General features: G+C 66.3%; 22 protein-coding genes. 12 read left to right on the top strand and 10 right to left on the bottom strand.

The genetic code is table 11. From position 1 onward, the window contains the following. Positions 1-158 precede the first annotated feature (158 nt). From ACJH6I_RS05085 to ACJH6I_RS05060, 6 genes are all read left to right on the top strand, one after another. The gene (locus ACJH6I_RS05085) at positions 159-1,127 is read left to right on the top strand and encodes a DUF4129 domain-containing protein (RefSeq protein WP_318984139.1); all 969 of its coding nucleotides are present in this window, start codon (positions 159-161) and stop codon (positions 1,125-1,127) included. Further along, positions 1,124-1,606 (top strand): hypothetical protein, encoded by a 483-nt coding sequence (locus tag ACJH6I_RS05080; protein WP_133426860.1) that lies wholly within the window; start codon positions 1,124-1,126, stop codon positions 1,604-1,606. The genes ACJH6I_RS05085 and ACJH6I_RS05080 overlap by 4 nt, the downstream gene beginning before the upstream one ends. Next, positions 1,603-2,571 (top strand): MoxR family ATPase, encoded by a 969-nt coding sequence (locus ACJH6I_RS05075; RefSeq protein ID WP_133426859.1) that lies wholly within the window; start codon positions 1,603-1,605, stop codon positions 2,569-2,571. The genes ACJH6I_RS05080 and ACJH6I_RS05075 overlap by 4 nt, the downstream gene beginning before the upstream one ends. Beyond that, on the top strand, positions 2,568-3,824 hold the full coding sequence (locus ACJH6I_RS05070; protein ID WP_318984140.1) for a DUF58 domain-containing protein: 1,257 nt from the start codon (positions 2,568-2,570) through the stop codon (positions 3,822-3,824). The genes ACJH6I_RS05075 and ACJH6I_RS05070 overlap by 4 nt, the downstream gene beginning before the upstream one ends. A gap of 4 nt (positions 3,825-3,828) precedes the next feature. Further along, the gene (locus tag ACJH6I_RS05065) at positions 3,829-4,296 is read left to right on the top strand and encodes a hypothetical protein (RefSeq protein ID WP_318984141.1); all 468 of its coding nucleotides are present in this window, start codon (positions 3,829-3,831) and stop codon (positions 4,294-4,296) included. A gap of 130 nt (positions 4,297-4,426) precedes the next feature. Next, on the top strand, positions 4,427-5,614 hold the full coding sequence (locus ACJH6I_RS05060; protein ID WP_318984142.1) for a cytochrome P450: 1,188 nt from the start codon (positions 4,427-4,429) through the stop codon (positions 5,612-5,614). Between the two features lie 6 nt (positions 5,615-5,620). On the opposite strand, the gene ACJH6I_RS05055 is transcribed toward ACJH6I_RS05060, so the two are convergent. After that, positions 5,621-6,517, bottom strand: coding sequence for a helix-turn-helix domain-containing protein (locus tag ACJH6I_RS05055; RefSeq protein WP_318984143.1), 897 nt, complete (start codon positions 6,515-6,517; stop codon positions 5,621-5,623). A 139-nt stretch (positions 6,518-6,656) separates the two neighbouring features. Here ACJH6I_RS05055 and ACJH6I_RS05050 point away from each other — a divergent pair, with 139 nt between their 5' ends. Continuing rightward, a complete protein-coding gene (locus ACJH6I_RS05050; protein WP_318984144.1) occupies positions 6,657-7,412 on the top strand; it encodes an IclR family transcriptional regulator in 756 nt (251 codons plus the stop codon). 459 nt (positions 7,413-7,871) lie between these two features. Here ACJH6I_RS05050 and ACJH6I_RS05045 read toward each other — a convergent pair whose 3' ends face one another. Next, positions 7,872-8,219, bottom strand: a complete 348-nt coding sequence (locus tag ACJH6I_RS05045; RefSeq protein ID WP_318984145.1) for a hypothetical protein — start codon at positions 8,217-8,219, stop codon at positions 7,872-7,874. On the opposite strand from ACJH6I_RS05045, the gene ACJH6I_RS05040 reads away from it, so the two are divergent. Further along, the gene (locus ACJH6I_RS05040) at positions 8,191-10,026 is read left to right on the top strand and encodes an Ig-like domain-containing protein (RefSeq protein WP_318984146.1); all 1,836 of its coding nucleotides are present in this window, start codon (positions 8,191-8,193) and stop codon (positions 10,024-10,026) included. The two genes, ACJH6I_RS05045 and ACJH6I_RS05040, sit on opposite strands and share 29 nt — an antisense overlap. A 65-nt stretch (positions 10,027-10,091) precedes the next feature. Here ACJH6I_RS05040 and ACJH6I_RS05035 read toward each other — a convergent pair whose 3' ends face one another. From ACJH6I_RS05035 to ACJH6I_RS05025, 3 genes are read right to left on the bottom strand one after another with little or no spacing between them, the layout of a single operon-like run. After that, positions 10,092-11,240, bottom strand: coding sequence for an FAD-dependent monooxygenase (locus ACJH6I_RS05035; protein ID WP_318984147.1), 1,149 nt, complete (start codon positions 11,238-11,240; stop codon positions 10,092-10,094). A gap of 18 nt (positions 11,241-11,258) precedes the next feature. Beyond that, positions 11,259-12,566, bottom strand: a complete 1,308-nt coding sequence (locus ACJH6I_RS05030; RefSeq protein WP_318984148.1) for an ABC transporter substrate-binding protein — start codon at positions 12,564-12,566, stop codon at positions 11,259-11,261. Next, the gene (locus ACJH6I_RS05025) at positions 12,563-13,897 is read right to left on the bottom strand and encodes an MFS transporter (protein ID WP_318984149.1); all 1,335 of its coding nucleotides are present in this window, start codon (positions 13,895-13,897) and stop codon (positions 12,563-12,565) included. Before ACJH6I_RS05025 ends, ACJH6I_RS05030 begins: the two co-directional genes overlap by 4 nt. 353 nt (positions 13,898-14,250) lie before the next feature. On the opposite strand from ACJH6I_RS05025, the gene ACJH6I_RS05020 reads away from it, so the two are divergent. Both ACJH6I_RS05020 and ACJH6I_RS05015 read left to right on the top strand, forming a co-directional pair. After that, the gene (locus tag ACJH6I_RS05020) at positions 14,251-15,132 is read left to right on the top strand and encodes a cutinase family protein (protein ID WP_318984150.1); all 882 of its coding nucleotides are present in this window, start codon (positions 14,251-14,253) and stop codon (positions 15,130-15,132) included. A 383-nt stretch (positions 15,133-15,515) separates the two neighbouring features. Next, a complete protein-coding gene (locus ACJH6I_RS05015; protein ID WP_212806526.1) occupies positions 15,516-16,898 on the top strand; it encodes an NAD(P)/FAD-dependent oxidoreductase in 1,383 nt (460 codons plus the stop codon). A gap of 7 nt (positions 16,899-16,905) precedes the next feature. Here ACJH6I_RS05015 and ygiD read toward each other — a convergent pair whose 3' ends face one another. The 4 genes from ygiD to ACJH6I_RS04995 are packed head-to-tail and all read right to left on the bottom strand — an operon-like array spanning position 16,906 to position 20,548. Next, positions 16,906-17,700 carry a 4,5-DOPA dioxygenase extradiol gene (gene ygiD / locus ACJH6I_RS05010; RefSeq protein ID WP_318984151.1) on the bottom strand — a complete coding sequence of 265 codons (795 nt, stop codon included), beginning with the start codon at positions 17,698-17,700 and terminating at the stop codon, positions 16,906-16,908. A 38-nt stretch (positions 17,701-17,738) separates the two neighbouring features. Further along, on the bottom strand, positions 17,739-18,536 hold the full coding sequence (locus ACJH6I_RS05005; RefSeq protein WP_318984152.1) for an SDR family oxidoreductase: 798 nt from the start codon (positions 18,534-18,536) through the stop codon (positions 17,739-17,741). 30 nt (positions 18,537-18,566) lie between these two features. Continuing rightward, positions 18,567-20,048 (bottom strand): FAD-binding protein, encoded by a 1,482-nt coding sequence (locus ACJH6I_RS05000; protein ID WP_318984153.1) that lies wholly within the window; start codon positions 20,046-20,048, stop codon positions 18,567-18,569. Beyond that, positions 20,048-20,548, bottom strand: a complete 501-nt coding sequence (locus ACJH6I_RS04995; RefSeq protein ID WP_318984154.1) for a VOC family protein — start codon at positions 20,546-20,548, stop codon at positions 20,048-20,050. Before ACJH6I_RS04995 ends, ACJH6I_RS05000 begins: the two co-directional genes overlap by 1 nt. Positions 20,549-20,667: 119 nt before the next feature. Between ACJH6I_RS04995 and ACJH6I_RS04990 the strand changes: the two genes are divergently transcribed. Together ACJH6I_RS04990 and ACJH6I_RS04985 are read left to right on the top strand one after the other, a co-directional pair. Continuing rightward, positions 20,668-21,312 carry a TetR family transcriptional regulator gene (locus ACJH6I_RS04990; RefSeq protein ID WP_318984155.1) on the top strand — a complete coding sequence of 215 codons (645 nt, stop codon included), beginning with the start codon at positions 20,668-20,670 and terminating at the stop codon, positions 21,310-21,312. A 20-nt stretch (positions 21,313-21,332) separates the two neighbouring features. Beyond that, on the top strand, positions 21,333-22,472 hold the full coding sequence (locus ACJH6I_RS04985) for a Rieske 2Fe-2S domain-containing protein (protein WP_318984156.1): 1,140 nt from the start codon (positions 21,333-21,335) through the stop codon (positions 22,470-22,472). 15 nt (positions 22,473-22,487) lie between these two features. On the opposite strand, the gene ACJH6I_RS04980 is transcribed toward ACJH6I_RS04985, so the two are convergent. Then, on the bottom strand, positions 22,488-23,120 hold the full coding sequence (locus tag ACJH6I_RS04980) for a QsdR family transcriptional regulator (protein ID WP_244872816.1): 633 nt from the start codon (positions 23,118-23,120) through the stop codon (positions 22,488-22,490). Positions 23,121-23,197 lie beyond the last annotated feature (77 nt).

The following is a 23,197-nucleotide window of genomic DNA, read 5'->3' as shown; positions in this document are numbered from 1 at the left end:
ACTTCGGACCTCCGATCGAGTGGCTTCACATTTCCACAGGTCGATTCCGTCGGCCAGACGAGGAACGTCAGGCGACGAGCGCATCGCGCTCTTTCGGCAGTTTCGACGGCGATGACGTGCCACGATGGAAACAGGGCAAACGATCGAGCGGTGTACCGATGAACGGTAGCGACAAGGCGTTGGGGCGTGTGGTCGCGCTGCTCGCACTGCTGTTCGTCGTTTCCCTCGCCCTGCGCGGCCATCTGCCCGGCAGCGGTCACCCGCAGCCCGACAAGCGGGCAAGCGGCACCGCGAGCCAGGTGGGCATCGACACCCTGCTGGTCGTCTCGGTGCTCATCGTCGCGATCGCCTTGATCGCATCGCTCCGGCGTCCGAGGACTCCGGGCGCGTCGGCGGCCTTCCAATTGCCGGGGTCGTTCGAGGGCAAGCTCACGTGGAAGCCCGTCCGCCGTCTGCTGCTGATCGGTGGCGGGGTGTTCCTCGCTTGGCTGGTGATCCTGCTCCTGCTGTCACATCTGCAGCTGCTGCAACTACCTGCTCTGCCCTTCGCGGAACCCCCGCAGAACAGAGCGCCGATCACCCCGGTGCCATCACCGCCGCCGTCAACGGCACCGGTGCGGCCGCCCATGTCGCCGCCGCAACAGGAGCCCAGCGTCTTCGGCTACCTGCTCGCCGCCACCGTGATGATGTTGCTGCTGTGGGCTGTCGGCGGTGTCCTGGTCCGCAGAAGCCGGCGTGCTCCCGAACCGCAGTTGTCGGTCCCTGACGGCCCGGAACCGATGGTCGGGGAGTCCACACCGGAAACCCTCACGCGGGCAGCGGAATTCGGCCTGGCCGAGATCGGCGACCGCAGCCGCGGTCCGCGCGAGTCGATCATCGCCTGCTACGCCGCAATGGAGCGGGCTCTGGCGGACGCTCCGGGCGCCGCGCCGCAGGAATCGGACACGCCGTCTGAAGTGCTCGCCCGGGCCGTCGAACACCATGCATTGCATGCCGGCAGCGCGACCGAGCTGGTCGCCTTGTTCGCCGAGGCGCGCTTCAGCCCGCACGTCATGACCGAGCATCACCGAGAGATCGCCGCCGGGGCGCTGCTCCGGGTACTCGACGAGTTGCGGAGCCTGACATGAAGAGGCTTGTGATCGTCGGGATTACGTTGGTGATCGGAGCGGAACTGCTCATGCTCGTCCTCGGAGATCGCCGAGCGGTCGGGTGGGTCTCCGCGGTTGTCGCAGTGTTCGTGCTGTGGGCTGTCCGGCGCCGGCTCGTCGACCGCGGACCGCGGTTCGTCGAACCGGCCGGGAACGACGCGGAAGAGTCGTTGCGGGACTGGATCGTTCGGACCGAAACGCTGATCCAGTGGTCGGAGACGACGCGCGGCGACTGGGATCAACACCTGCGGCCCACATTGGCACGGGAGTTCTTCATGGCGACCGGCCCACAGCAGGCCAGGGACCCGGTCGCGATGCAAGCCACCGGCCGGATGGTCTTCGGGGATCAGTTGTGGCAGTGGGTGGATCCGCACGACGTCCGTCGGTCCAGCCGCGACGAACCCGGGCCGGGCCGGGCCACGCTCGACGAAATCCTGCACCGATTGGAGCGGCTATGACCATGCCGGCGGAGCTGACGACGGCCCATTCCGAGGCGGTGCTCGATGAGATCGAACGCGTTGTGGTGGGCAAGCGAGCCGCGTTGACCCTGATCTTGACCGCCGTGCTCGCGGGTGGCCATGTGCTCATCGAGGACCTCCCGGGACTGGGAAAGACGTTGATCGCCAAGTCTTTTGCGCGAGCGCTGGGCCTGGCCTTCACCCGCGTGCAGTTCACTCCGGACCTGCTGCCCGCTGATCTGCTCGGTTCGACCATCTACGACATGCAGTCCGGGCGGTTCGAGTTCCGGCGCGGGCCGATCTTCACCAACCTGCTGCTGGGCGACGAGATCAACCGGACGCCGCCCAAGACGCAGGCCGCACTGCTGGAGGCCATGGCGGAAAGCCAGGTGAGCATCGACGGCGAAACCCACCGGTTGCCGGCACCGTTCATCGTCCTTGCCACGGACAACCCGATCGAGTACGAGGGCACATATCCGCTGCCGGAGGCACAGCTCGACAGATTCGCGGTCCGAATCGAACTGAAGTACCTGTCGGGTACCGACGAAACGGTGATGCTGCGCCGCCGCCTCGAACGTGGTTCCGCCGAGCCGACGGTGAAACAGATTGTCGATGCCCATGATCTGCTCGCCATGCGCGAGTCGGTCGAGCAGGTGACAGTGCACGACGACGTCCTGCACTACGTGGTGTCACTGGCGGCGGCCAGTCGCAGCCACCCGCAGGTGGTCGTCGGAGCCAGCCCCCGGGCCGAGCTCGATCTCGTGCAACTGGCCCGTGCGCGTGCCCTGTTGTTCGGCCGGGACTACGTGATCCCCGAGGACGTCAAAGCACTTGCCATTCCGGTGATTTCGCACCGGATCAGCCTCAAGCCGGAGATGTGGGTCCGCAGTGTCCACGGCAGCGACATCGTGGCACAGCTACTGCAACGCCTGCCGGTGCCGCGGACCCGTGGTGGGCCGTCGTGACACATGCGACCGAGCCCCGTGAAGTCGAATTACGCTGGCGCGCCTCATCGCTCACGAAAGCCATCGCCACCTGTGCCGGCGTGGCCCTCGCCGCCGCCGTGCTGGGCCCGCGGTGGCAGCTCGTCGCCTTCGCGGCGCCGCTGCTCGGTGTGTTGTGCTCGATCAGTTGGCAGCGCCCGCCCGCCACGGTGTACGTGCAGGGGCGGCCGGGTCTGACCCGCTGTTTCGAGAACGACGAGACACGGCTGACGGTGTGGGTGACGACGGACGCGCCGACCATCGCAGCCGAGGTGACGGTGTCGGTCGAATCAGGCATGGACATCGAGGTTCTCGAGGGCAGTGCCGCACCGCTGCAGACCGCCGCGGTGCGGGCCGAGCGCTGGGGCCGCTATCCGATCCGGGCCGTCGTCGACGCGGTGGCGGGCGGGGGACTACTGGCCGGGACAGGCACTGTCGAAACCGCCGAAGTCTTCGTCTTTCCCGTTGCGCCGCCCCAATCGACACCCATACCGCGTATCGAATTACCCGACCGGCTCGGCACGCATCTCACCCGGCACGTCGGACCGGGCGTCGAGTATGCGGACGTCCGTGCCTATCTTCCCGGCGACCAGTTGCGCACCATCAACTGGCCGGTGAGCGCCCGCCGGGGCCGGCTCCATGTCACCGAACGGTTGACCCACCGCGCCGCGGACGTGGTCGTGCTCATCGACACGAGCATGCAGCCTCTCGGCCCGGCCTCTGCCGCGATGGAGCGGGTCGTGCTCGGCGCCGCGCAGGTGGTGCAGAGCGCGCTGCGGAATGGTGACCGCGCCGGCATCGTCGCGCTCGGTAGCGCGCGGCCGCGGTGGATCGGCGCCGACATCGGTCAGCGCCAGTTCTACCGCGTGCTCGACGCCGCGATGGCCGTCGGGCGGGAATACGAAACCACGACAGGCACATTGGCGCCGCGCGCGGCCGTCCCGCCGGGCGCGATCGTGTTCGCCTTCTCGACGTTGCTCGACACCGCATTCGCGTTGGCACTCACCGAGTTGCGGAACCGCCGGCACACCGTGGTGGCGGTCGACGTGCTGGAAGGGCCTCCGTTCGACGGCGAGCGGGATCCGACGCTGGCCCGCATGTGGGCGCTGCAGCGTCATGCGATGTACCGCGACATGGGGATCGTCGGCGTCGACGTCGTGCCGTGGCCGTCGACCGTCACTCTGGATCAGGCGCTGCGGTTGATGCCGGCACGCCGGCGGGCCGCGAGGCGGTGACGCGATGACGACCGACGCGGCAACCCGGTTGGGTCAGCCTGGTGCCCAGGCACTTTCGGCCGGTCTCGGCGTCCTCATGGTCGCGGTGGCCGGTGTGGGGGCCCACGGCACGGCCGTGATTGTTGCCGTGTCGGCACTGGCGGCAGTGGTGGCTGGGCTGGCGTTCCGGGCTGCGGCGACGGGGGCGGTGCTGCTCACGGTGGTGGTGCTGGCGCTGTCCGACTCGCCGGCACTGGTCGCGGCGCTGTCGGGACTGTCCGCGGCCGCGTACCTGCTGATGCAACATGCGACGGGCGCCGGCGTGGTCACCCTGACCAGGCCGACAATGCTTGCCATGCTTGGGTTCACGCTCGTCGGTGTGGTCGCCGGCGCGGTGGATCTGGACCTACCGTGGCTGCCGCTGCTGGCGCCGCCGGCGGTGGTCGCGCTCTATTGGCTGGCGTTGGCACCGCACACCGAGTCGAACCGCTAGAGAAGTTCCGATCAGCGGAATTTCCTGAAACCAAAGTTCCGGTGATCGAAACCCATAGTGCGCCCGAATGATCCGCCGAGCATTCTCCTGGTCGAGAGCCGTTTCCGACAGGCTCATGAAGGAGATCACGGTGACAGCGGTAGTGAGCGGCGAGTTCGTGGATTTCGGTGCTGAGGAACTGTCCGACCTGCACGGTGTATTGCGCGACCTACGGGCCCGCGCGCCGTACGCCGAGGCGCGTTTCCATGGGATGCCCGCGTTGATCATCCTCAGCGACGAGTTGGTCACCGACCTGTTCAAGGACGAGGAGACGTTCCCGGCCGCGGCGATGTACGGCATGACGACCGGCCCCGCCATGGGCAAGACGCTGCAATGCATGGCCGGTCAAGAGCACCGCACCAACCGCGCCCTCGTCTCGCCAGCATTCCGTCGAGCACTCATCAAGACGTACAGTGCCGAACTGCTCGAACCGATCGCGCAGGACCTCGTCGACCAGTTCGCCGCCAGGGGCCGGGCCGACCTGGTCACGGAATTCACCCAGCAGTACCCCTTCCGGATCACCAACGAGCTGTTGGGTCTCCCGGTGGACGACTATGCCCTGTTCGCCAAGTGGGCCCACGACTTGTTCTTCTACCCGACGGATCCCGACGCCGCGATGCGAGCCCGGGAGTCGTTCACGGACTACCTCCGGCCGCTGGTCGAGGACAAACGGCAGAACCCGTCCGACGACCTGTTGTCCAAGCTCGTCACCACCGAGGTCGACGGCGTCCGGCTGACCGACGAGGAGATCTATTCGTTCGTCCGGCTTCTGTTTCCGGCCGGGGTGGACACGACCTACCTGAGTCTCGGAAACACGTTGTGGGCGTTGCTCACTCATCAAGACCAGCTCGATCGGGTCAGGAACGATCCGGACGAGGCCCGGTGGGCGGTGCAGGAAGGATTGCGCTGGGAACCCGGGCCGTCGATCATTCCGCGCTTCGCGGCCACTGACGTGACCTGGCACGGCATCGACATTGCCGCGGGCACGTGGCTGCTGTTGGCCATCGCGGCGGCCAACCGGGACCCCGCTGTGTACACAAACCCCGACGTCTTCGACACCAGCCGGCATGCGACCGCACAGCTGAGCTTCGGCACCGGGCCGCACGTGTGCCTCGGCCAGGCGCTGGCCACCACGCAGATGGAGATCGCGGTGAAGGTGCTGCTGAACCGACTGCCCGGCCTACGGCTCGCCGATCCGTCCAGTGTCCGGATCGCCGGACGACTCGGGACCGAGCTGCGCGGCCCCGACCACCTGCAGGTCGTCTTCGATCCGCAGTGATCTCCGTCAGGTGCCGGTGAGTTCGGTCAAAGTAGCTGCGGTCGAGCGTATTTCACGGACGTATTCGTCACGCTCGGCGCGGCTCACCTGTGATCTCAGGCAGCCGATCTGCAATTCGTAGACGGCATTGCCGCCGCGATCGAACACCGGAGCGGACAGGTAACTGATCGACAGTGCGGCGTCGGCAGCCAGTTCCTCGGTGGTGTAGGGCCGGGCGCTCAATCTGCTCAGGAACTGGAACAACCGCTGCCTGAGGGCGCCGCTGCGGGGGTGCTCGGCCAGCAATCCGACGACCTCGCCCACGACCTCGAGGATCTCGAGTGCGGCACCGTCGGCGCCGAACACGGCCACTCCGCTACGGCGGACCTGGCGTAGCAACGCCTGCAGTACCGGACGGTGGGCCGCCGGCGCCGTATCGATCCAGTCGTGTTGTGACTGCTTGTTGCGATGGGCCATGACCGACACACCCAACGGCGCGGTCATCGGCAGGCGCGCCCCGGTGTCGACGCCGGCGGGCACCTGGCCCGGCCCGGCGGCGACACCGACCATGGTCATTTCGGTCTGGTCGACGAGCGCCAAGGAGACGGCGCACCCGACCCGGTCGGCGAGCTCGGCCAGCACATGGGAGAAGGCCTCCGAGGGGGTCAGCTGCGACTGCACCGCACCGGCGAGCCGCAGCAGACCGGGGCCCAGCCGGTAGCGGCGGTCGGCCTGCCGCGTCACCCAGCCCGCCTTCGAAAGTGCCGCCAGGATCGACGTCACCGTCGACCGGCTCAGTTCGAGGCGAGATGCCATGGCGGCCACCGATACCGGCTCCGCTTCGGTGGCGATGAACTCCAATACCGCCACAACGCGGTCGGTCGGTGGTGAATCGACGCGTGCAGGCGCGTCCGCGGCCGTCACACGTGGTCCTGGACGGAGCCTGCTGGCGAGAAATGGCGCATATTCGTCACTTTATCAATTTCTCTGGCGATATACCGTCGTCTGCGTCAGGCTGACATCACTTGACATCAGGACATCGCAAAAATCAGGAGCAACAAGCATGAGCGTCGAGGTCGAAAGCTGCCCGCCCAGTGCAGTTCTCGAGCGGGCATCCCTGGTGCTCGGCACGTTTGATGGGCCTGGCCGGCAGACCTTCACGCAGATCGTCCGGCGCACGGGCCTACCCAGAACGTCCGTCCACCGCATCCTCGAGCATCTGGTCGAGCTCGGCTGGCTCCGGCGAAATGGGCGTGATTACGAACTCGGATTTCGGCTGGCCGAATTGGGTTACCTTGCGATACATCAGGATCGGCTGCACCGCGCGGCCATGCCGTTTCTCTGGGACCTGCATCAGGCCACCGGTCACACCGTGAACCTGGCCATCCTCGATGGTCTCGATGTCGTGCATCTGGGCGCCGTCGGTGACCGGGCTGCGGTCACGGCTACGCAGGCGGCGGGCCGTCGCCATCCGGCGCAGTCCTCGGCCATGGGGCGGGCGATGCTCGCGCACGTACCGGCCGGCCGGCTGGCTGCGGTCGAGGCGGCGACATCGGTTGCGCTACGTGAGGAGCTGGCACTGGTGCGGGCTCGGGGCTTCGCGGAAGACCGAGACGAAACATTGACCGGGATAGCGTGTTTGGCCGCTCCGATCGGACGCGGAGCCGAGATCTGCGCCGCGGTATCGATTAGTGGAGCGGTCGGCCGGATGGCACCTGACCATCGGCTGGTGGCCCTGGTTCAGACGACTGCCGCACGCGTCTGGCGAGCGTATTCGGGCCGACCGGCCGGAGTGCGTCGGCTGCGAGCCGTGCGTTGATCGTCCGGTGCGCGAATGTTGCTGGCGCAGTGGGCAGTTCCGCTCATTGGAACCGTAGCTGCGGTGGTGCGGCTCGGCGTGGTCGCATGTGATGGGCTGGTGGCCGACGAGAATGTCGCGACCCGCTTTCTCGATACATATCAACGGATTCCGCCCAACCGGAACCTCAATGGAGAGGAGTGCGATGAGTGCCGCAACGAGCATTGGTCGTGTCGGAGGACTAGCAGTTGCGCTCGGCGTCGGGACCGCGGTCCTCACCGGGCACGGGGTGGCCTGGGCCGACGATGGTTCCACGGGGTCGGGAAGCAAGACCGGCACCAGCTCGGCGTCGGATTCGGCGGCGCCGAAAGCCGCCACCTCCGGCGACAAGGCTTCGACCGGTTCCAGCCGTAAAGCGCGTAGAGGCCTGAAGAACGGCTCAAAAACATCGGACACTGTGGGTTCGTCCACAGCCTCTGGTCAGACGGGCGGCACCTCCGCCACGCCGGCCGAGAGCGACACCGCCCCGGCAGCCGCTGATGACACGAAGACCGGAAGTGCTCCGCGGAGCAAGAACAAGTCACCCAGGCCACAGCCGAAGCCGAAAAGTCCCGGCGCGCAACAGGCGATCTCATCGAACACTCCCGCATCGACGCCGGCGGCCGGCTCGGTGCCCTCGACATCGTCTACGGCCAAGAGTGGGTCGCCGAGTGCCGTGGTTTCCGCGACCGCGGCGGCGCCCGCTGCCGTCGCCCCACGCGCCGCGAACCTCTCGACGCTGTCAGCGTCGGCGCCGGCAGTGACCACCACCCGGCCGGTCGTATCCACGGCGGCCACCGCGCCGGCGCATTTCCTCACCGCCGCGGTGTCCGGCATCTCGACGGCCGTCTCGAACCTGCTGGCACCGTTCGTCGGCCATTCGCCGACCGCACCCGCGCGGCCCGGCTCGCTGGAAGGGTTCCTGTCATTGGTCCGTCGCGAGCTGGACTCCTTGTTCCGCAGCAAGCCGCCGACCATCAGTTACGACTCGGCGCAGACGCTGCAGATGAACGGTGCCATCCTCGGCCAGATCACCACGTCGGATCCCAACGGCGACAACGTGAAACTCCGCGTGTCGACGGGTCCGGCCAACGGGACCGTGACCTTGTTCGCGGATGGCTCGTTCAAGTACGTGCCGAATCCGGAGGCGTTGGTGCACGGTGGGACGGACAGCTTCACCGTGACCGCAAGCGATCTCAAAGGTGACCCGCTGGGTCTCAACGTGATGTCACCCGGACCGCACACCACCACCAAGGTGATCACCGTCAGCACGGTGGCGCAGACCAGCCCGCTGGCGACCGCGACCGAAATCAGCACCGAGCAAAGGGCACTCGCGCTGCTGAACTCCGGCGCGATGGATGGTGCGATCGCTGCCCTGAAGCAGAAGTGGATCAACACCCAGGCCGTGACGTTCTCCGATGTGCCTGGCGGCGTCGACGCCCAGAACATGGCGATGCTCGACGCCGCGGTGCGGCAGTACGCCATGTATTCGGCAATGGCGGCGATCAACATCGCGGACAACGCCGCGGGCAATCCGTCGTTCAACTGGATCGCCACGCCACCGCACACCATCGGTGGCGTGACCTCACCGGGCAACCAGGTGCTCTACGACAACCCGGACACCTTGTACCGCATGGCGTTCATCAGCGACGGCAAGAGCTACGTCATCCACGGCCAGATCAACGGCCAGATGCCGCCCGACGTCAACATCACGGCGCAGATCGGTGCCACGGGCCAGTCATCGGCGATCCTCACCGGCGACCAACTGCAGGTCAATCCTGACGGCACGTTCACCATCGTCGCGGGCCGCGACCCGGCACTGGCCGGCACCACCAACTACCTGTTCCTGGGTGACGGCCCCGCGGGGACCAATGCCGGCCAGATCTTCGTGCGCAACACGGTCACCGATTGGAACACCAACCAGGGCCTCAGCCTGACCATCGAGCAGACCTCCGGTACCAATACGACATTGCCGTCGGCGGCGATCACCAACATCGCCAACGGCGTCGTGATGCAGGCCGTCAACGTCACGTCGGACGCCTGGCTGCCGCTGGCGGGTCAGCATCCGGTCAACACGCTGCCGCAGCCGACCAACGCGGGCTCTCAGACGTTGTCCACGCAGAAACAGAGCATCGGGCACTTCAACCTGGCCGACAACGAGGCGCTCGTCATCACGCTGACGCCGGGCACCGCCAAGTATTTCAACGTGCCGGTGACCAACGCCTGGACCATCTCTCCGGATTACACGACGGGCGACCCGACCAGTCTCAACAACGCGCAGGCCATCGCCAACCCGGATGGGTCGTACACCCTCGTCGTCGCCAAAACCGATCCGGGCGTGGCGAACTGGGTGTCCACCGGCGGCCTGAACCAGGGCACGATCTTCGCGCGCTGGCAGGGCCTGGATCCGAATGCCACGGTCCAGCCGACGCTTTCGGCGCAGGTCGTCACGCTCGACGAGCTGAAGACCGTGCTGCCGAAGACCACGGTCTACGTCACCGAGGCGCAGCGCGCCCAGCAGATCGCTGAGCGGCAGAGCGGGTACACCCTCCGGACGGCGCCCTACGTGTCGATCGGTGGCACGACGGCAGTCTGAGGTCTGACGGCGGCGGTGACGTACATGGAACGTCACCGCCGCTTCAGGTTTCGGCGTCCGCGGGGCTAGGCGTCGACCAGCACGTCGGTCAGCCGCATCGCGATGGTCGCCCGCCGCGAGGCCAGCTGCCGCGCTGACCGCTGAATCTCCGCTGTCTGCTCGGTCCGGACGGCCTGGTAGCGCTGGAGTGCCGCGGCGACATCACCGTCCTGCGCATCGGACAGTTGACGTGCGAGTTCGGCACCGTCCTGGATCGCCTGATTGGCGCCCTGCCCGCCGAACGGCGTCATCGGATGCGCGGCGTCACCGAGCAGCGCGACGCGCGCGGTGGTCCAGCGCGCGATGGGGTCCCGGTCGTAGACCGGGTGCATGTACACCGGCCCGGTGGCGCCGCGGATCAGCTGACCCACGACGGTCTCGAAATCATCGAATTGCCTTGCCAGTGCTGCCAAATCCGCACGCGCCGACCACAGGTGCAGTGGTGGTTCGTCGATACCGAGGGTCGCGTCGACCGCTACCTGCCGGCCCGCGCGTACCGGCATGGCGATGACGTGTTTGGCGTAGTCGGCCGAATGCCACGAGCGCAACCGGTCGTTCGGGCGGGTACCGAGACAGTCGACGGGGCTGACGGCGCGGAAGATCACCGAACCGCAGTAGTTGATCGAGTCATCGCTGAAAAGCCCACGCACAGTGGAACGCAGCCCGTCGGCGCCGATCACCAACTGCGTCCGGATGACGGCGTCGTCGGCGAACGTGAGCTCGACGTGATCGTCATGCTCGGCGAGACCGGTCAGCTGGTGGCGCAGTCGAACTCGGTCCCGGCCGAGATGCGCCACCAGCAGGGCATGCAGATCGGCCCGGTGGACGGTGCGCGGCGACAACTCGGCGTCGGCGTATCCGAACCGGCCGTGTTCCGAACCGATTTCCGGGATTGCCGCGTAGTCGGCGACGGACTCGACGTGACCGGTCTGATCGTGCGTCTCGAAATAGCGCGTCGCAGAGGAGATCCGGTTGAACTGCTCGAGCATGCCCCATTCGCCGAACAGTCGAAGCGTCGGTGGTGAGATGCCGAGCGGGCCGCCGACCTCGCCGAGCTCACGGGTCTTGTCCACCACGATGGCGTGGTGGCCGCCCTGCTGTAGTGCGATCGCCGCGGCGAGTCCGCCGAGGCCGGCGCCGACGATGACGACGGGTGCGGTGGTGTGGTCTGACACGGTAGGTGCCTTTCGGTTTCAGAGATGAGTGAAGCGCGCCAGGCCCTCGGCGTCGAGCGCGAGTCGGGGCACGGTGTCCGGTCGGAGGCTGACGACGGTGCGCACGTTGCCGATCGGCAGCCACAGCCCGTCATGGATGATTCGGGACTGGATGTCGTGCACCAGCTTTCGGCGCTCGGCGGGCTCGGGGCAGTGCAGCTGAGCGTCGAACAGGTCATCGAGTCGATCGCGGTCCACGCGGCACATCGCGTTGCGTTGATCGACCGCGAACTGGTACCGCAACGCATCGGGATCGATTGCCGTGTAATAGAAGAACCGGAAATCGTAGTCGCCAGTCTGCTGCCGCGACCGGAGCTCGCCGAAGTCGACGTCGTGCAGCACCAGCTCGATGCCATGGTCCGCCCACTGGCCGGCAACCGCGGACAACAGTTCGGCGTCGACGGGGGAGAACGAGCTGTTGAACACCACCTCGAATCGCAACCCGTCGGCGGCGGCCGCATCGAGCAACCGGTGTGCCGCTGCCGGTTCGTGCCGCAACTGGTCTGAGCAGTCGAGGTAGTACAGCGTCGTCGGTGTGAGCACCGAGCCGGCGACGGTGTAGCCGCACGTCTGCAGGATCGGGCGCAGTCGCTCACGATCGATCAGCAGCGACAACGCACGCCGGATTCGGTGATCGGCGAGCGGACCGCGGGATGCGTTGGGGCACAAGCCGTAGCTGATGCCCGGGTTGCGGATTTCGGCCGTCACGAAGCCGTCCGTGCTACCGGCGCGCACTGCGGCGGATCCGCCGTCGCACGCGTCGAACAGCAGACGATGCCCGCCATCGGTGAGGCACCCCGACTCCGCCGGCACCCACGAGCCGGTGCCGAGCCGTATGTCACCGGTCGACGGCTTACTGACCGCCAAGTTCACACCCGCCAGACTGTGCAGGAATGCGGCGTTGTGCCGCTCGAACCGGAACGTGACCGTCTCGCCGCGTGATTCGACGGCTGACAGTCCGGTGAGCGCGGCAACTGCCGCCGGCAGGGGAGTGGCGTCCGCAAGGTCAGTCATGATGTCGCGGAAGCTGTTTCGGACCAGCTCTGCGGTGAGCGGCGTGCCATCGGAGAAGTGCCGGCCGGGCGGGACCGTCACCTCCACCGTGAGCGGATCGGGGCGACGCCACGACGACGCAAGCCACGGTCGCAGCTGGGCGGTGACCGGGTCGATGTCGACGAGGCTCTCGAATACCTGTCGCACATAGGTTTTCGAGATGCCGTTGTAGGCCAGGCGCGGGTCCGTGGTGAGTTGCCCGGGCGGCCAGGCGAAGACGATGTCGCGCCTCACCGTTGGACCTCCACACGAGCGGTGACGACCGGCCGTACCGCGACGGACGCGATGACCCCGACGACGGCGATCAGCACCCCGGCGAAGATGAGTAGGCGGTGCGGATCCGCGAAACCGCCGATCGCCGTTGCCCCTACTGACACCCCGATGGCCGCGCCCAACGCCCGCAGGTAGTGGTACACCGCGGAATCGAACGTCACCCGGCCGGAACTCGTCAGCACGTTGGTGGCCAGTGAACTCCAGAGGAAGCCCATGGCGCCGCCCATCACGGTGGCACTGATCAGCGACGAACCCACATGCTCGGCGCTGACCGCGACCCAGCAGCCGGCCAGTGCCAGACAAGCCGCTCCGTAAGCCACCAACCGGGTGTTCTTCGCGGCATCGCCGGGGCGGCCGAACCTCGAGATCGGCAACAGACCAGCGACCACCGCCATGGGCACGAGAACGAGCGCCGCCCGGTAAGAGGCGAAAGAGTGCACCCGTTGGAGGACATAGATCACCACCAAGGTGAAGACGTTGGTCGCGATGCCCGCCACGAAGACGATCAGGAAGCTGCGATACAGAATCGGCCGGCGACCTCCGTCCCCGGCCGACGATCGGCAGGCGCCGATGACCACGACGCCCAGGACCGTCGCCAGCGCGCCCAACGCGGCCTTGGTCGTCAGCTCATTCGTCGTCCCGGCCGCCAGGAAGATGACGACCTGCGCCAGCCCGAAACCGACGATCAAACCCGCAAGTTGGCGGGAGGTCTCGGGCGCAGTCTCGAGTTCGGGTGCCTGCGCCCGCGCGCCCCGCGCCAGTAGCGGAATCGACACAACCGTCGTCAGCACCGTCTCGTACGGGAAGGCCCGCCACCCCCACGCGTCGTTGAGCACGGCGGTGATCAGTGGTGAACACAGCGCTGACGCCGACACCACGAACCCCCAGGTGCCGAGGAATGCCGTGTGGTGATCGGGATAGAACTGCTGTCGCGCGATCCGGAACAACTGCGGTGCCAGCACGGCCGACGCCGCGCCCTGCAGGAACCGGACCACGATGAGGATCCAGAACGACGGGCTGAGGCTCGCGGCGACGCCGAGTACCGCGAGCGCTGCCGAACTGACGTAGAACGTGGTGAGCGGCCGGCAGCGGTGCAGTAGCAGGCCGGCCGGCAGGAGGGTCGCACAGAACCCGGCGAGAAAGGCCACGCCGACGTTTGCGGCCAGCCCGTAGGGCACGTGAAAGAAGTCCGAGATCGACGCGTTCAAGAGAACGGTCGCGGAGGAGTTCGAATAGAGGGTGTACTCAGCGAGGTACAACGACGCCGCAACGGCGTAGAGAGATGGCTTCATTTCTCATCACAGGAACTGGAGGGGTGAACGTTCGGGCAGCGGAAATCAGCGCGCGAATTTGTTCAGGGGCGCCAGGCGGGCGCGGTTCCAGATCGAGGAGAGAAAAGACGGGGCGCACGACGAATGCGCCCGCACCATGGGTGCGGAAGCCTGGTCGGAACGAGCACCCACGCCGGCGACTATACCGGCCGGCGCGGTCGGTACCCGCGCTGCTGGAAGGTGGAATCCCGGTCGCCGAGTTTGCCGGAAACCTGACTGGATCGCGCATCTGGACGCGGTCCTAATTGCTGTGGAATGAATATTTGCTGGTCAGGGTTTTGTCTTACTTTCCTGTATGCGGGTAAGATGCGGAGATGCTGTTTCGCCACGTACATCGCGCGGTCGTTGCTGGCGCGGTCGCTCTGCTCACGGTTGCGGCCCCGCTCGTCATCACGGGCGTGGCGCCGGTGGCTGCTGCCGACGACTGTCCCGACGCCGAAGTCATCTTCGCGCGCGGCACCGACGAGCCGGCAGGTATGGGCCGGGTCGGGGATGCCCTCGTTGATGCGCTGCGCAAGCAGGCCGGCGGCTTGACCATCAAGTCGTATGCGGTGGACTACAAGGCCACCATCACGCAGCGGCACAGTGGCGAGGGGGCCAAGGACGCGATCGCTCACATCAAGTCCACGGCGTCGGCTTGCCCCGATACAAAGATCGTTCTGGGTGGCTACTCGCAAGGCGCGAGCGTCGTCAACATCGTGGCCGGCTTCTCCGGTATCAACTGGGGTGATCCGTTGCCGCCTGAGTACAACAAGAACATCGCGGCCGTCGCTACTTTCGGCAACCAGGCAGACCGCACCGACGGAGCGCCGCCGACCCAGAACTCACCGCTCAGTCCCAAGGCGATCGACCTCTGTAATCCTGCCGACCCGATCTGCCACGCCGGTGCGGGCAATTCCTGGAGTGGACACACGCAGGGTTATGTTCCCGCTTACACGGACCAGGCAGCGGCTTTCGTGGCGTCGAAGCTCCTTGCCGGCTCGCATCTGACACCGCCCGGGTACGGCTCGCAGTTCCCGGCGTATGGCCCGCAGCCCGGTACCAACCCGCAAATGGGCTACGGCGCATTGCCCGGACCTCCGCAGACGTACGGCACGCCGCCGGGCCCGCAGGCCGGCTACGGATTGCAGCCTCCCAGTTCGGTTCCGTCGACCTCCTCTACGACGTCGCCGACTCCCGGACCCGCTTTGTCGTAGCGCCGCTGCCGTGCGCAGCATTACGTGCGCACAACAGGTTTCGCAGTTTTCGGCGGACTCCACGACCGGCATCTTGAGCGCTACGGTGACGAATTAAGTTGCAAGCGAACTGTTTTGATGCAATTCATGGCACGCCGGCCTGTCGGAGGCGTGAGTACGCCATGGTCGCGCGCAACCACAGTTACGTCAGAACTGCTGTGGAACAACGGGTCTAGCGCGTCGTGGCATTGACGGTGCTGTGATAAAACCGGCGAAATTCCGTTTCAGGTAAGCACGGCAAAGTCCTGAAGAATTGCTGTACGTCACGCATTGTGCGGCGTACGCTTTTTCCAGCTGCGCCGGGTGCGGCCCGCCTCGGCGCAGTGCGAACTTCGGGAGCAACCATGTTGGCCCAAGGATTTGACGTCGTCATCGTCGGTGCTCGGTGTGCCGGCTCGCCGCTGGCCGCGATGCTGGCACGGCAGGGTGTGAACGTTGCGGTAGTCGAACGCGCGACGTTTCCACGGGACACCCTGTCGACCCACATCTTCGAGGCCGACGGGTTGGCATTTCTCGATCGCCTCGGCGTGACGGACCAACTGCACGCCACCGGTGCGCCGTTCATGATGCGGTCCAATTCCCGCGCCGAGGACTTCCAGTTCAATGTCAGATGGCCGCAACGTGCAGGCGACGTCGGCGGTAGTGCCTCCGTCCGGCGCACCCTGCTCGATCCGATTCTGGTCGGCGCCGCCGAGCAGGCGGGGGCAGAGGTACGGATGGCCGCCGACGTCACCGGACTGCTGCAGGACGGTGGGCGGGTCACCGGCGTGCGCGTCAGGAACGGTGGCCACGAGAACGAACTCCGTGCCCGACTCGTCGTCGGCGCCGACGGCCGCAACTCGACCGTCGCGAATCTTGTTGCGGCGCGTAAGTACAACGTCGTACCGAATCAACGTTTTGCGTACTGGGCGTTCTTCGAGGGCGCGAACATGCCGGAGGAGCCGACCAACGTCTTCCATCGGTGGGCCGACAAGTTCGTGATCGGCGCGGCGGCCGACAACGGGCTGTATCAGGTCATCGTGATCCCCGAGCTGAGTGAGCTACCGCGATTCCGCACCAACCTCGAACGCAGCTTCATGGACCACGCCCTGAGCTGTGAACCGGTGGTCGAGGCGCTCGAGGGCGCTCAGCGAGTCGGCAAGTTGTTCGGGATGGTCCACTACAACGGTTTCTTCCGGGACCCGTGCGGACCCGGGTGGATGCTGGTCGGCGACGCCGGTCATTTCAAGGATCCGTCGCCCGGGCGGGGGATCGGTGACGCATTCGCACAGGTTGACGCGGCGGTGCCGGCAATCGTTGCGGGACTGGGCGGTTCACCGGAAGCGCAGGACGCGGCACTGGCGCGCTGGGGCCGGTGGCGCGATCGCGAGTTCTCCGATCACTACTGGTTCGCCAACGATCTGGGCAAAGCGGGGCGGGTGCCGGCAGTGTTCCCGCAGATGGTCGCGGACCTGCATGACAAGGGGCAGATCGGGCGGTTCCTCGATCTCTTCACGCACCGGGAGAAGCCCTCGCAGGTGCTGAGTCCGGCTCGGCTGTTCGGCTCGGCCGGCCGGCTGCTGCGGCAGCAGCACCGGGGCAGACGTGCCCTGCTGAACGAGGTGCGCACGCTGGTCGGCGAGAATGCGCGTCACCAGTTCCTCAACCGTCGCCACGCGTACGCAACTCCGGCCGAGACCCTGAAACCCGCCGGTGCGACGGAGGTTGACGCCACCAGCACTGCGTGAGCGTGTGTCAGGTCAGGGTGTACGACGTCATGGACAGCGACCCGTCGGTGTAGCCGTCGACGAGCACGTGCGCCGGGGTGTCGGCGGCTGCGCTCAGCCCGGCGAAATAGAGCATCGGGATGAAATGATCCGGCGTCGGCGCGGCGGCGGCGAAGTCGGGATGTTCCCGAAGCCGCAGAATGTCGGCCGGTGCCGCGGTCAGTAAATTGGCTGCCGCGTCGTCGAACCTTGTGGCCCAATCGAATCCACTGTCGGGTAGCCGGGCGTTCATGGCCCGCAGGTTGTGCACGATGTTGCCGCTGCCGACGATCAGCACTCCGCGGCTGCGCAATTCGGCCAGTTGCGCGCCGAGCGCGACGTGCTCCTCCAACGGCTTCTCGGCGTTGATCGACAACTGCACCACCGGGATCGAGGCATCGGGGAAGGCATGCACCAACACCGACCAGGTGCCGTGGTCGATGCCCCAGCTGTCCCGGTCCGACCCGACCCACGTCGGTTTGACGGTCTCGGCGATCTCGTCGGCCAGCTCGGGAAGTCCCGGCGCGGGGTACTGCACATCGAACAGCTCCTGCGGGAAGCCGTAGAAGTCGTGGATGGTGCGGGGATGGGCCATGGCGGTGACCGCGGTGGCGTTGATGTACCAGTGCGCACTGACCACCAGGATCGCCCGGGGCCGTGGTACCGACCGGCCGAACTCTGTCCATGCGGCCGTGTACCGGTTGTGTTCCACGGCGTTCATCGGACTGCCGTGGCCGATGAACGCGGCGGGCATGATCGTGGGCAGGTCGGCTTGTCCGGTCATCGTCATCAACGCTACCCGGAATCCGGCCACTGAGCCGGTTACATCCCGGCGCGCGCGACTATCGGATCCATGAGCTTGGGCATGGTCCGGTAGAGCGTCGTGATCAGTCGGTTCAGCAGCGGAAAAACAATGAATGCGTCGTTGCGGGCAACGCCACGCAACATCGCGTCCGCAGCCTGCTGCGGCGTCACTTTCTTCATCGGCACCCGCTCGACCGCGGCGCCGTAGTCGTAAGACGCGAGATTCGTTGCGGCACTGAAGATACTGGTGTCCACCAGCCCGGGTATCACGACGCTGACGTTGACGCCGTGGCCGGCTGCCTCGGCCCGCAGCGAAGTGCTCAGACCGACCACCGCATGCTTTGTCGCCGCGTAGGCGGCTGATCGGACGACGGGCATGACCCCGGCGCTGCTGGAGGTGTTGATGATGTGGCCGCGGCCCTGCTTCCGCATCTGTGCGTACGCCGCCTCCGTGCCGTATACGACTCCCCAGAAGTTGATGTCCACGATGCGCTGCCAGGCATCGGGCGTCATGTCTGCGAAGTCGCCGCCGACGACGATGCCGGCGTTGTTGAACATCAGGTCGAGACTGCCGCATTCGGCGACGGCGCGATCAACTACGGCGGTGACCGCATCTCGTTCGGTCACGTCCAGCGCCACCGGCCGGATCCGGCCGGACGTGCCGGCACCAGTCAGTTCGCCGAGACGAACGGTGTCACGGTCGGCTGCGTAGACGGTCGCGCCACGTTCGGCCAACTGCAGCGCCAGCGCACGTCCGATGCCCGATGCCGCGCCGGTGACGATCGCCGTCTTGTTCTGGTAGCTATTCCGGTTCATCCGTCCATCCCTCGTGGGCTGTGCGGGAACTCAACGGCCTGAGTCCGGGTCATGCTGCGCCCCTGACGTATTCGGTCTCGTAGCAGCGCGTCCCGCCCGACGGCCGAAGAATGAACCGGCACCGAGCTGGGTGCCGCTGGAGTATCCCTTGGCGTCCTGCGCGATGGTGGACGCGCAGGCGCCGGCGGCGTAGAGCCCGGCAATGGCGGTGCCGTCGTCGCGGAGCACCTCCCCGTCGACCGAGATCGCCAGACCGCCGAGGGTGAAACCGCTGTAGAACGCCTTGCCGAGACTCAGATCGAACGCCGCCCATGGGCCGACGTCCTGCGGCTCGAGATACGTTGCCGCCTTGTGGAAGTCGGGGTCCTTGCCGCGTGCCGCATTCGCGTTGTACCTGTCGAGCGAGGACTGTAACCGGCCGGCCGGGATGCCGAGTGCCGCCTCCATCTCGGCGACATCTTCCCAGCCGTCGATCAACTGAACCAACGGCATCGTCGGCATCTCGACATGTCGTGAGTCGACGACGAGGTAGGCGACGCTGTCGGGCTGTTCGAGGACGAAGGCGGAAGTTCGTGCGTGATAAGAGTCTTCGGCGACGAACCGGTCCCCGTTGCGGTTCACGATCAGGCCGGTGAGGAGGGTGGCGGGCGGATATACCGGGGCGGTCATGAATGCCTGGTCCAGGTATCTGGTCGCGGCGCCGACGGATTGACCGAGCCGGATTCCGATGCCGTCGTCATAGGTGCTGCCCAAGGCGAAAACGCGCTCATCGGCCAGTCGAGGCACATGCTGCGCCAGCATCTCGCGGTTCATCACGAATCCGCCGGTGGCCAGGACGACGGACTTCGCCCGCACGGCGCCCGTCTCACCGAAGTGCTTCCAGGTTGCGCCGACGACCCGGTCATCGTCGACGACGAGTGCGGATATGCCTTTTTCGTAACGGATTTCCGCGCCGAGTTCGCCCAGTCGCTCGACGAGAAGCTTGACCACCATGCCCGCGCCGCCGGTATCGCCGGGCACCGGGACCTTGTGACCTCGCGGTGCCGGAACCGCTTGCTCGCGGTACGGCCACACCTGCTCGTTGCCGGTGTACATCAGGCCCTGCGTCTCCGGCTGGATGACGGCCTTGTGCGGGTAGTAACTGCGCTCGAACTCGAAGCCCAGGGCCTCCAGCCACCGGAGATGTTCGGCACTGCCCTCGCAGTAGGCGTTGATCAGTTCCGGCACAGGCTCTTTGGAGACCGCGGTCAGATACTTGGCCATCTCGGCGGCGGAGTCGTGCTGGCCGGTTGCCTCCTGGACCGCGGTGCCGCCGCCCAGGTAGAAGTGGCCGCCGGCCATCGCCGTGGTGCCGCCGGCCACCGCGGCACGTTCCAACACGAGTACGCGCGCACCTGAGGCGGCTGCTTCGACCGCTGCGCAGCCGCCTGCCATGCCGAGCCCGACGACGAGAACGTCGACCTCGTCGGAGAATGGCGAAACACTTTGTGCTGATACTGTTTCCGGAATCATCACGCGCCCGCCGCGGCGGTCTTGATGTACTCGAACATCGCGCGAATCTCGGGGCTGAACTTGCCGAGCTCGATATACGGCACTCCGGCCGACGCGCCGTCGACATAGGCGAAACGCATCAACCCGCCGGACATCTCACCCTCCTGGACGATGGCCAGACCCTGCTCTTGCGCCGACGCCACGGCGGCGTCGAAATCGGCCGGCTCGAAACACACGTGGTGCAGGCCCGGGCCGCTGCGAGCCAGGAATTCGGTGTAGATGCTGTTGCCGCGCACCGGTTCGATCAGCTCCAACTGCATGTCGCCCGAGTAGGACAAGGAGATGTGGGCCGTGAAGTCGGCGGGCTCGCCGTGCAGGCGGCAGCTCTCCGGCCCGAACTCGATGTCGGGCATCCGGACCCATGAACCGATCCCGAACTGCTTGCTCAGCAACTGCTCGGTCGCCTCGATGTCCTCGGTGACCCAGGCGATTTGGCAGATCGGTCCATAAGAGACGGTCATGGGTTTCCTTCCGGGGAGCCGGCGCATGGCAGGACGAACCACCTCAAAATAAGCGCGTCCGCTTAAATGGTCAAGCGTCAGTGATTGCAATCTGAAGCCAGAGATCTACACTGAAGCCTGTGAGTCGGTCTGATGCCCGCACGGAGCTGCTCCTCGCCGGTGAGCGCCTGATCGCGGAATCCGGCCCGGAAGTGTCGCTCCGCGACGTCGCGGTGGCTGCCGGGCAGCGGAACAATTCGGCTGTCCACTACCACTTCGGATCGCGAGATGGCTTGATCAAGGCCATCATTGGCCATCGTCAGACGCCACTCGAGCAGGCGCGGCTGGCGCTGCTGGCCGAGCATGAAAGTGCCGGGGAGCCTGACGACAGCATCACCGCCCTGGTGACCATTCTGGTTGAGCCGCTGTTCGACACCCCGTACTCCGATGGGTCGAGCCACTACGCGCGCTTCCTCGAACGCGTGCGCCATCACCCCGTCATGGCTGAACTCACGCTCACGTCGGAGCAGTGGCCGGCCACCCGAATCCTCACCACCCGGCTGCTGCGCGCCCTCGATCACCTACCGGAAGCGCTTCGGCGCCAACGCATGGCGGCGATGGCCTCGGTCATGTACACCCTGCTCGCCGACCATGAACGCCAACTGGATGAGCATCGCGACGCGGCCCGTGGTGCTCTCGGTGAGGCCGAGGCCAGGGACAACATCGTCGCGATGGTCGTCGGTCTGCTCACCGCGCCGATGCCCGCGCTGGCTGACCCCCGCTGAAAACAACGATGGAGGAGCGCATGTCGGTCACGGATCAAGAGCTGACGGAAATCCGGCAGATCGAGGCGGGGGAGAACCCGACGAGGTTCGCCCGCGGCTGGCACTGCCTCGGCCTGATCCGCGACTTCAACGACGGTGCGCCCCATCAGATCGACGCGTTCGGCACGTCGTTGGTGGTGTTCGCCGACAGCCAGGGCCGGCTCAACGTGCTCGACGCGTACTGCCGGCACATGGGCGGCAACCTGGCGTACGGCACTGTCAAAGGGGACTCGATCGCGTGCCCGTTCCACGACTGGCGCTGGGGCGGAGACGGCAAGTGCACATTGGTGCCCTACGCCAAACGGACGCCGCGGCTGGCGCGGACCCGCTCCTGGCTGACACTCGAACGCAACGGACAACTGTTCGTGTGGAATGACCCGCAGGGCAACACCCCGCCGCCGGAAGTCGACATCCCCGAGATCGAGGGGTACGGCACGGACGCCTGGACCGACTGGACCTGGAACATCCAGTTGATCGAAGGTTCGCACTGCCGCGAGATCATCGACAACAAGGTCGACATGGCGCATTTCTTCTACGTGCACTACGCATTTCCCCGGAACTTCAAGAACATCTTCGAAGGTCATGTCGCCACCCAGGTGATGGATTCGACGCCGCGGGACGACATGGTTGTCAGCACCTTCCATGACCCGACGTCCATCCTCTATTCAGAGGCTTCGTATTTCGGGCCTTCCTACATGATCGACCGGCTGCGCAGCGTGGCCAACGGCATGACCGTCGACACCATCCTGATCAACTCGCATTACCCGGTCAGCCCGAACTCGTTCGTCTTGCAGTACGGTGCCATCGTCAAGAAGCTCCCGGGCCTGACCGAAGAGGAAAACGCCGACCTCGCAAGGACTTTCATCGAGGGCGTGCAGACCGGCTTCGAACAGGACGTCGAGATCTGGAAGCACAAGGCCCGCATCGACAACCCGCTGCTCACCGAGGAGGACGGGCCGGTGTATCAGCAGCGCCGCTGGTACGAGCAGTTCTATGTCGACGTCGAAGATGTGACGCCGGATATTACGGACCGCTTCGAGTTCGAGATCGACACCAGGCATTCCATCGAGAGTTGGGAAGCGGAAGTCGCGGACAATCTGGCTGCTGCAACGTCGAACTGACTGCCGCAACAGGATTCAGTCTTCGTCGGATCGGCTGTGGCCGAGTAGCGCGGCCACCAGGTCGAGTGCGGTGCCGATCTCGGGGGCGCCGCCACCGAGGAGTGGCGCGTAGAGATGCGCGTCGCACATGCGAATGAGCGCCAGGCCGAAAGTGGCGGTGGGTAGCGGCAATTCCATTCGACCGGCCGCGACCTCGGCGTCGAGGAGCTCACCGACCAGACGGCCTGCGGTCTGCTCGACGAGTCCGGGCAGCAGCATGAGCCGCACGATCAGGAGCGGCTCACGGTGTGACACCGCCTGCAGCGGTTTCGCGTCGACAACGGCGTTCAGGAAGCGGTCCATCACCGCGAGGAGAAATCCGGTACCACCGCGCGATTCGCCCTTGGCTTCCGCCTCCGCGACGACCTCCGCGTGGGCTCGGCGAAACGTGCGTTCGGTGGCCTCGGCCAGCACGGTCGCGAGAAGGTCTTCGCGATTTCCGACGAGCCGGTAGAGAGTCGAGCGGCCGATCCCGAGTTCGGTGGCGAGCGCCGACATGTCGACCGGTTCGCCCGCCAGATACAGGCGAGTTGCAGCGTCGACCGCGGCCTGACGGCTCAATGCCGTCCCCAGTCGCGGGGAGTGGGTCGTCGATTCTGCTCCGGACATTTACCCATTATGGGACATTGCGCGGCTGTGTGCCAGTGTGGCACACTTCGCCTATGTGTCCCACGTTGTGGGGCCCA

The sequence above is a fragment of the Mycobacterium sp. SMC-13 genome, assembly GCF_045311035.1.
Classification (GTDB): domain Bacteria; phylum Actinomycetota; class Actinomycetes; order Mycobacteriales; family Mycobacteriaceae; genus Mycobacterium.
The sequence above is the reverse complement of the archived record's forward strand: the minus strand, read 5'-3'. Positions and strand labels throughout refer to the sequence as shown.

What these genes read in the sequence shown, in the direction of transcription:
- ACJH6I_RS05085 (WP_318984139.1), top strand. Translation starts at nt 159, where the DNA reads ATGAACGGTAGCGACAAGGCGTTGGGGCGTGTGGTCGCGCTGCTCGCA.
- ACJH6I_RS05080 (WP_133426860.1), top strand. Translation starts at nt 1,124, where the DNA reads ATGAAGAGGCTTGTGATCGTCGGGATTACGTTGGTGATCGGAGCGGAA.
- ACJH6I_RS05075 (WP_133426859.1), top strand. Translation starts at nt 1,603, where the DNA reads ATGACCATGCCGGCGGAGCTGACGACGGCCCATTCCGAGGCGGTGCTC.
- ACJH6I_RS05065 (WP_318984141.1), top strand. Translation starts at nt 3,829, where the DNA reads ATGACGACCGACGCGGCAACCCGGTTGGGTCAGCCTGGTGCCCAGGCA.
- ACJH6I_RS05050 (WP_318984144.1), top strand. Translation starts at nt 6,657, where the DNA reads ATGAGCGTCGAGGTCGAAAGCTGCCCGCCCAGTGCAGTTCTCGAGCGG.
- ACJH6I_RS05025 (WP_318984149.1), bottom strand. Translation starts at nt 13,897, where the DNA reads ATGAAGCCATCTCTCTACGCCGTTGCGGCGTCGTTGTACCTCGCTGAG.
- ACJH6I_RS05020 (WP_318984150.1), top strand. Translation starts at nt 14,251, where the DNA reads ATGCTGTTTCGCCACGTACATCGCGCGGTCGTTGCTGGCGCGGTCGCT.
- ACJH6I_RS05015 (WP_212806526.1), top strand. Translation starts at nt 15,516, where the DNA reads ATGTTGGCCCAAGGATTTGACGTCGTCATCGTCGGTGCTCGGTGTGCC.
- ygiD (WP_318984151.1), bottom strand. Translation starts at nt 17,700, where the DNA reads ATGACCGGACAAGCCGACCTGCCCACGATCATGCCCGCCGCGTTCATC.
- ACJH6I_RS05005 (WP_318984152.1), bottom strand. Translation starts at nt 18,536, where the DNA reads ATGAACCGGAATAGCTACCAGAACAAGACGGCGATCGTCACCGGCGCG.
- ACJH6I_RS05000 (WP_318984153.1), bottom strand. Translation starts at nt 20,048, where the DNA reads ATGATTCCGGAAACAGTATCAGCACAAAGTGTTTCGCCATTCTCCGAC.
- ACJH6I_RS04995 (WP_318984154.1), bottom strand. Translation starts at nt 20,548, where the DNA reads ATGACCGTCTCTTATGGACCGATCTGCCAAATCGCCTGGGTCACCGAG.
- ACJH6I_RS04985 (WP_318984156.1), top strand. Translation starts at nt 21,333, where the DNA reads ATGTCGGTCACGGATCAAGAGCTGACGGAAATCCGGCAGATCGAGGCG.
- ACJH6I_RS04980 (WP_244872816.1), bottom strand. Translation starts at nt 23,120, where the DNA reads ATGTCCGGAGCAGAATCGACGACCCACTCCCCGCGACTGGGGACGGCA.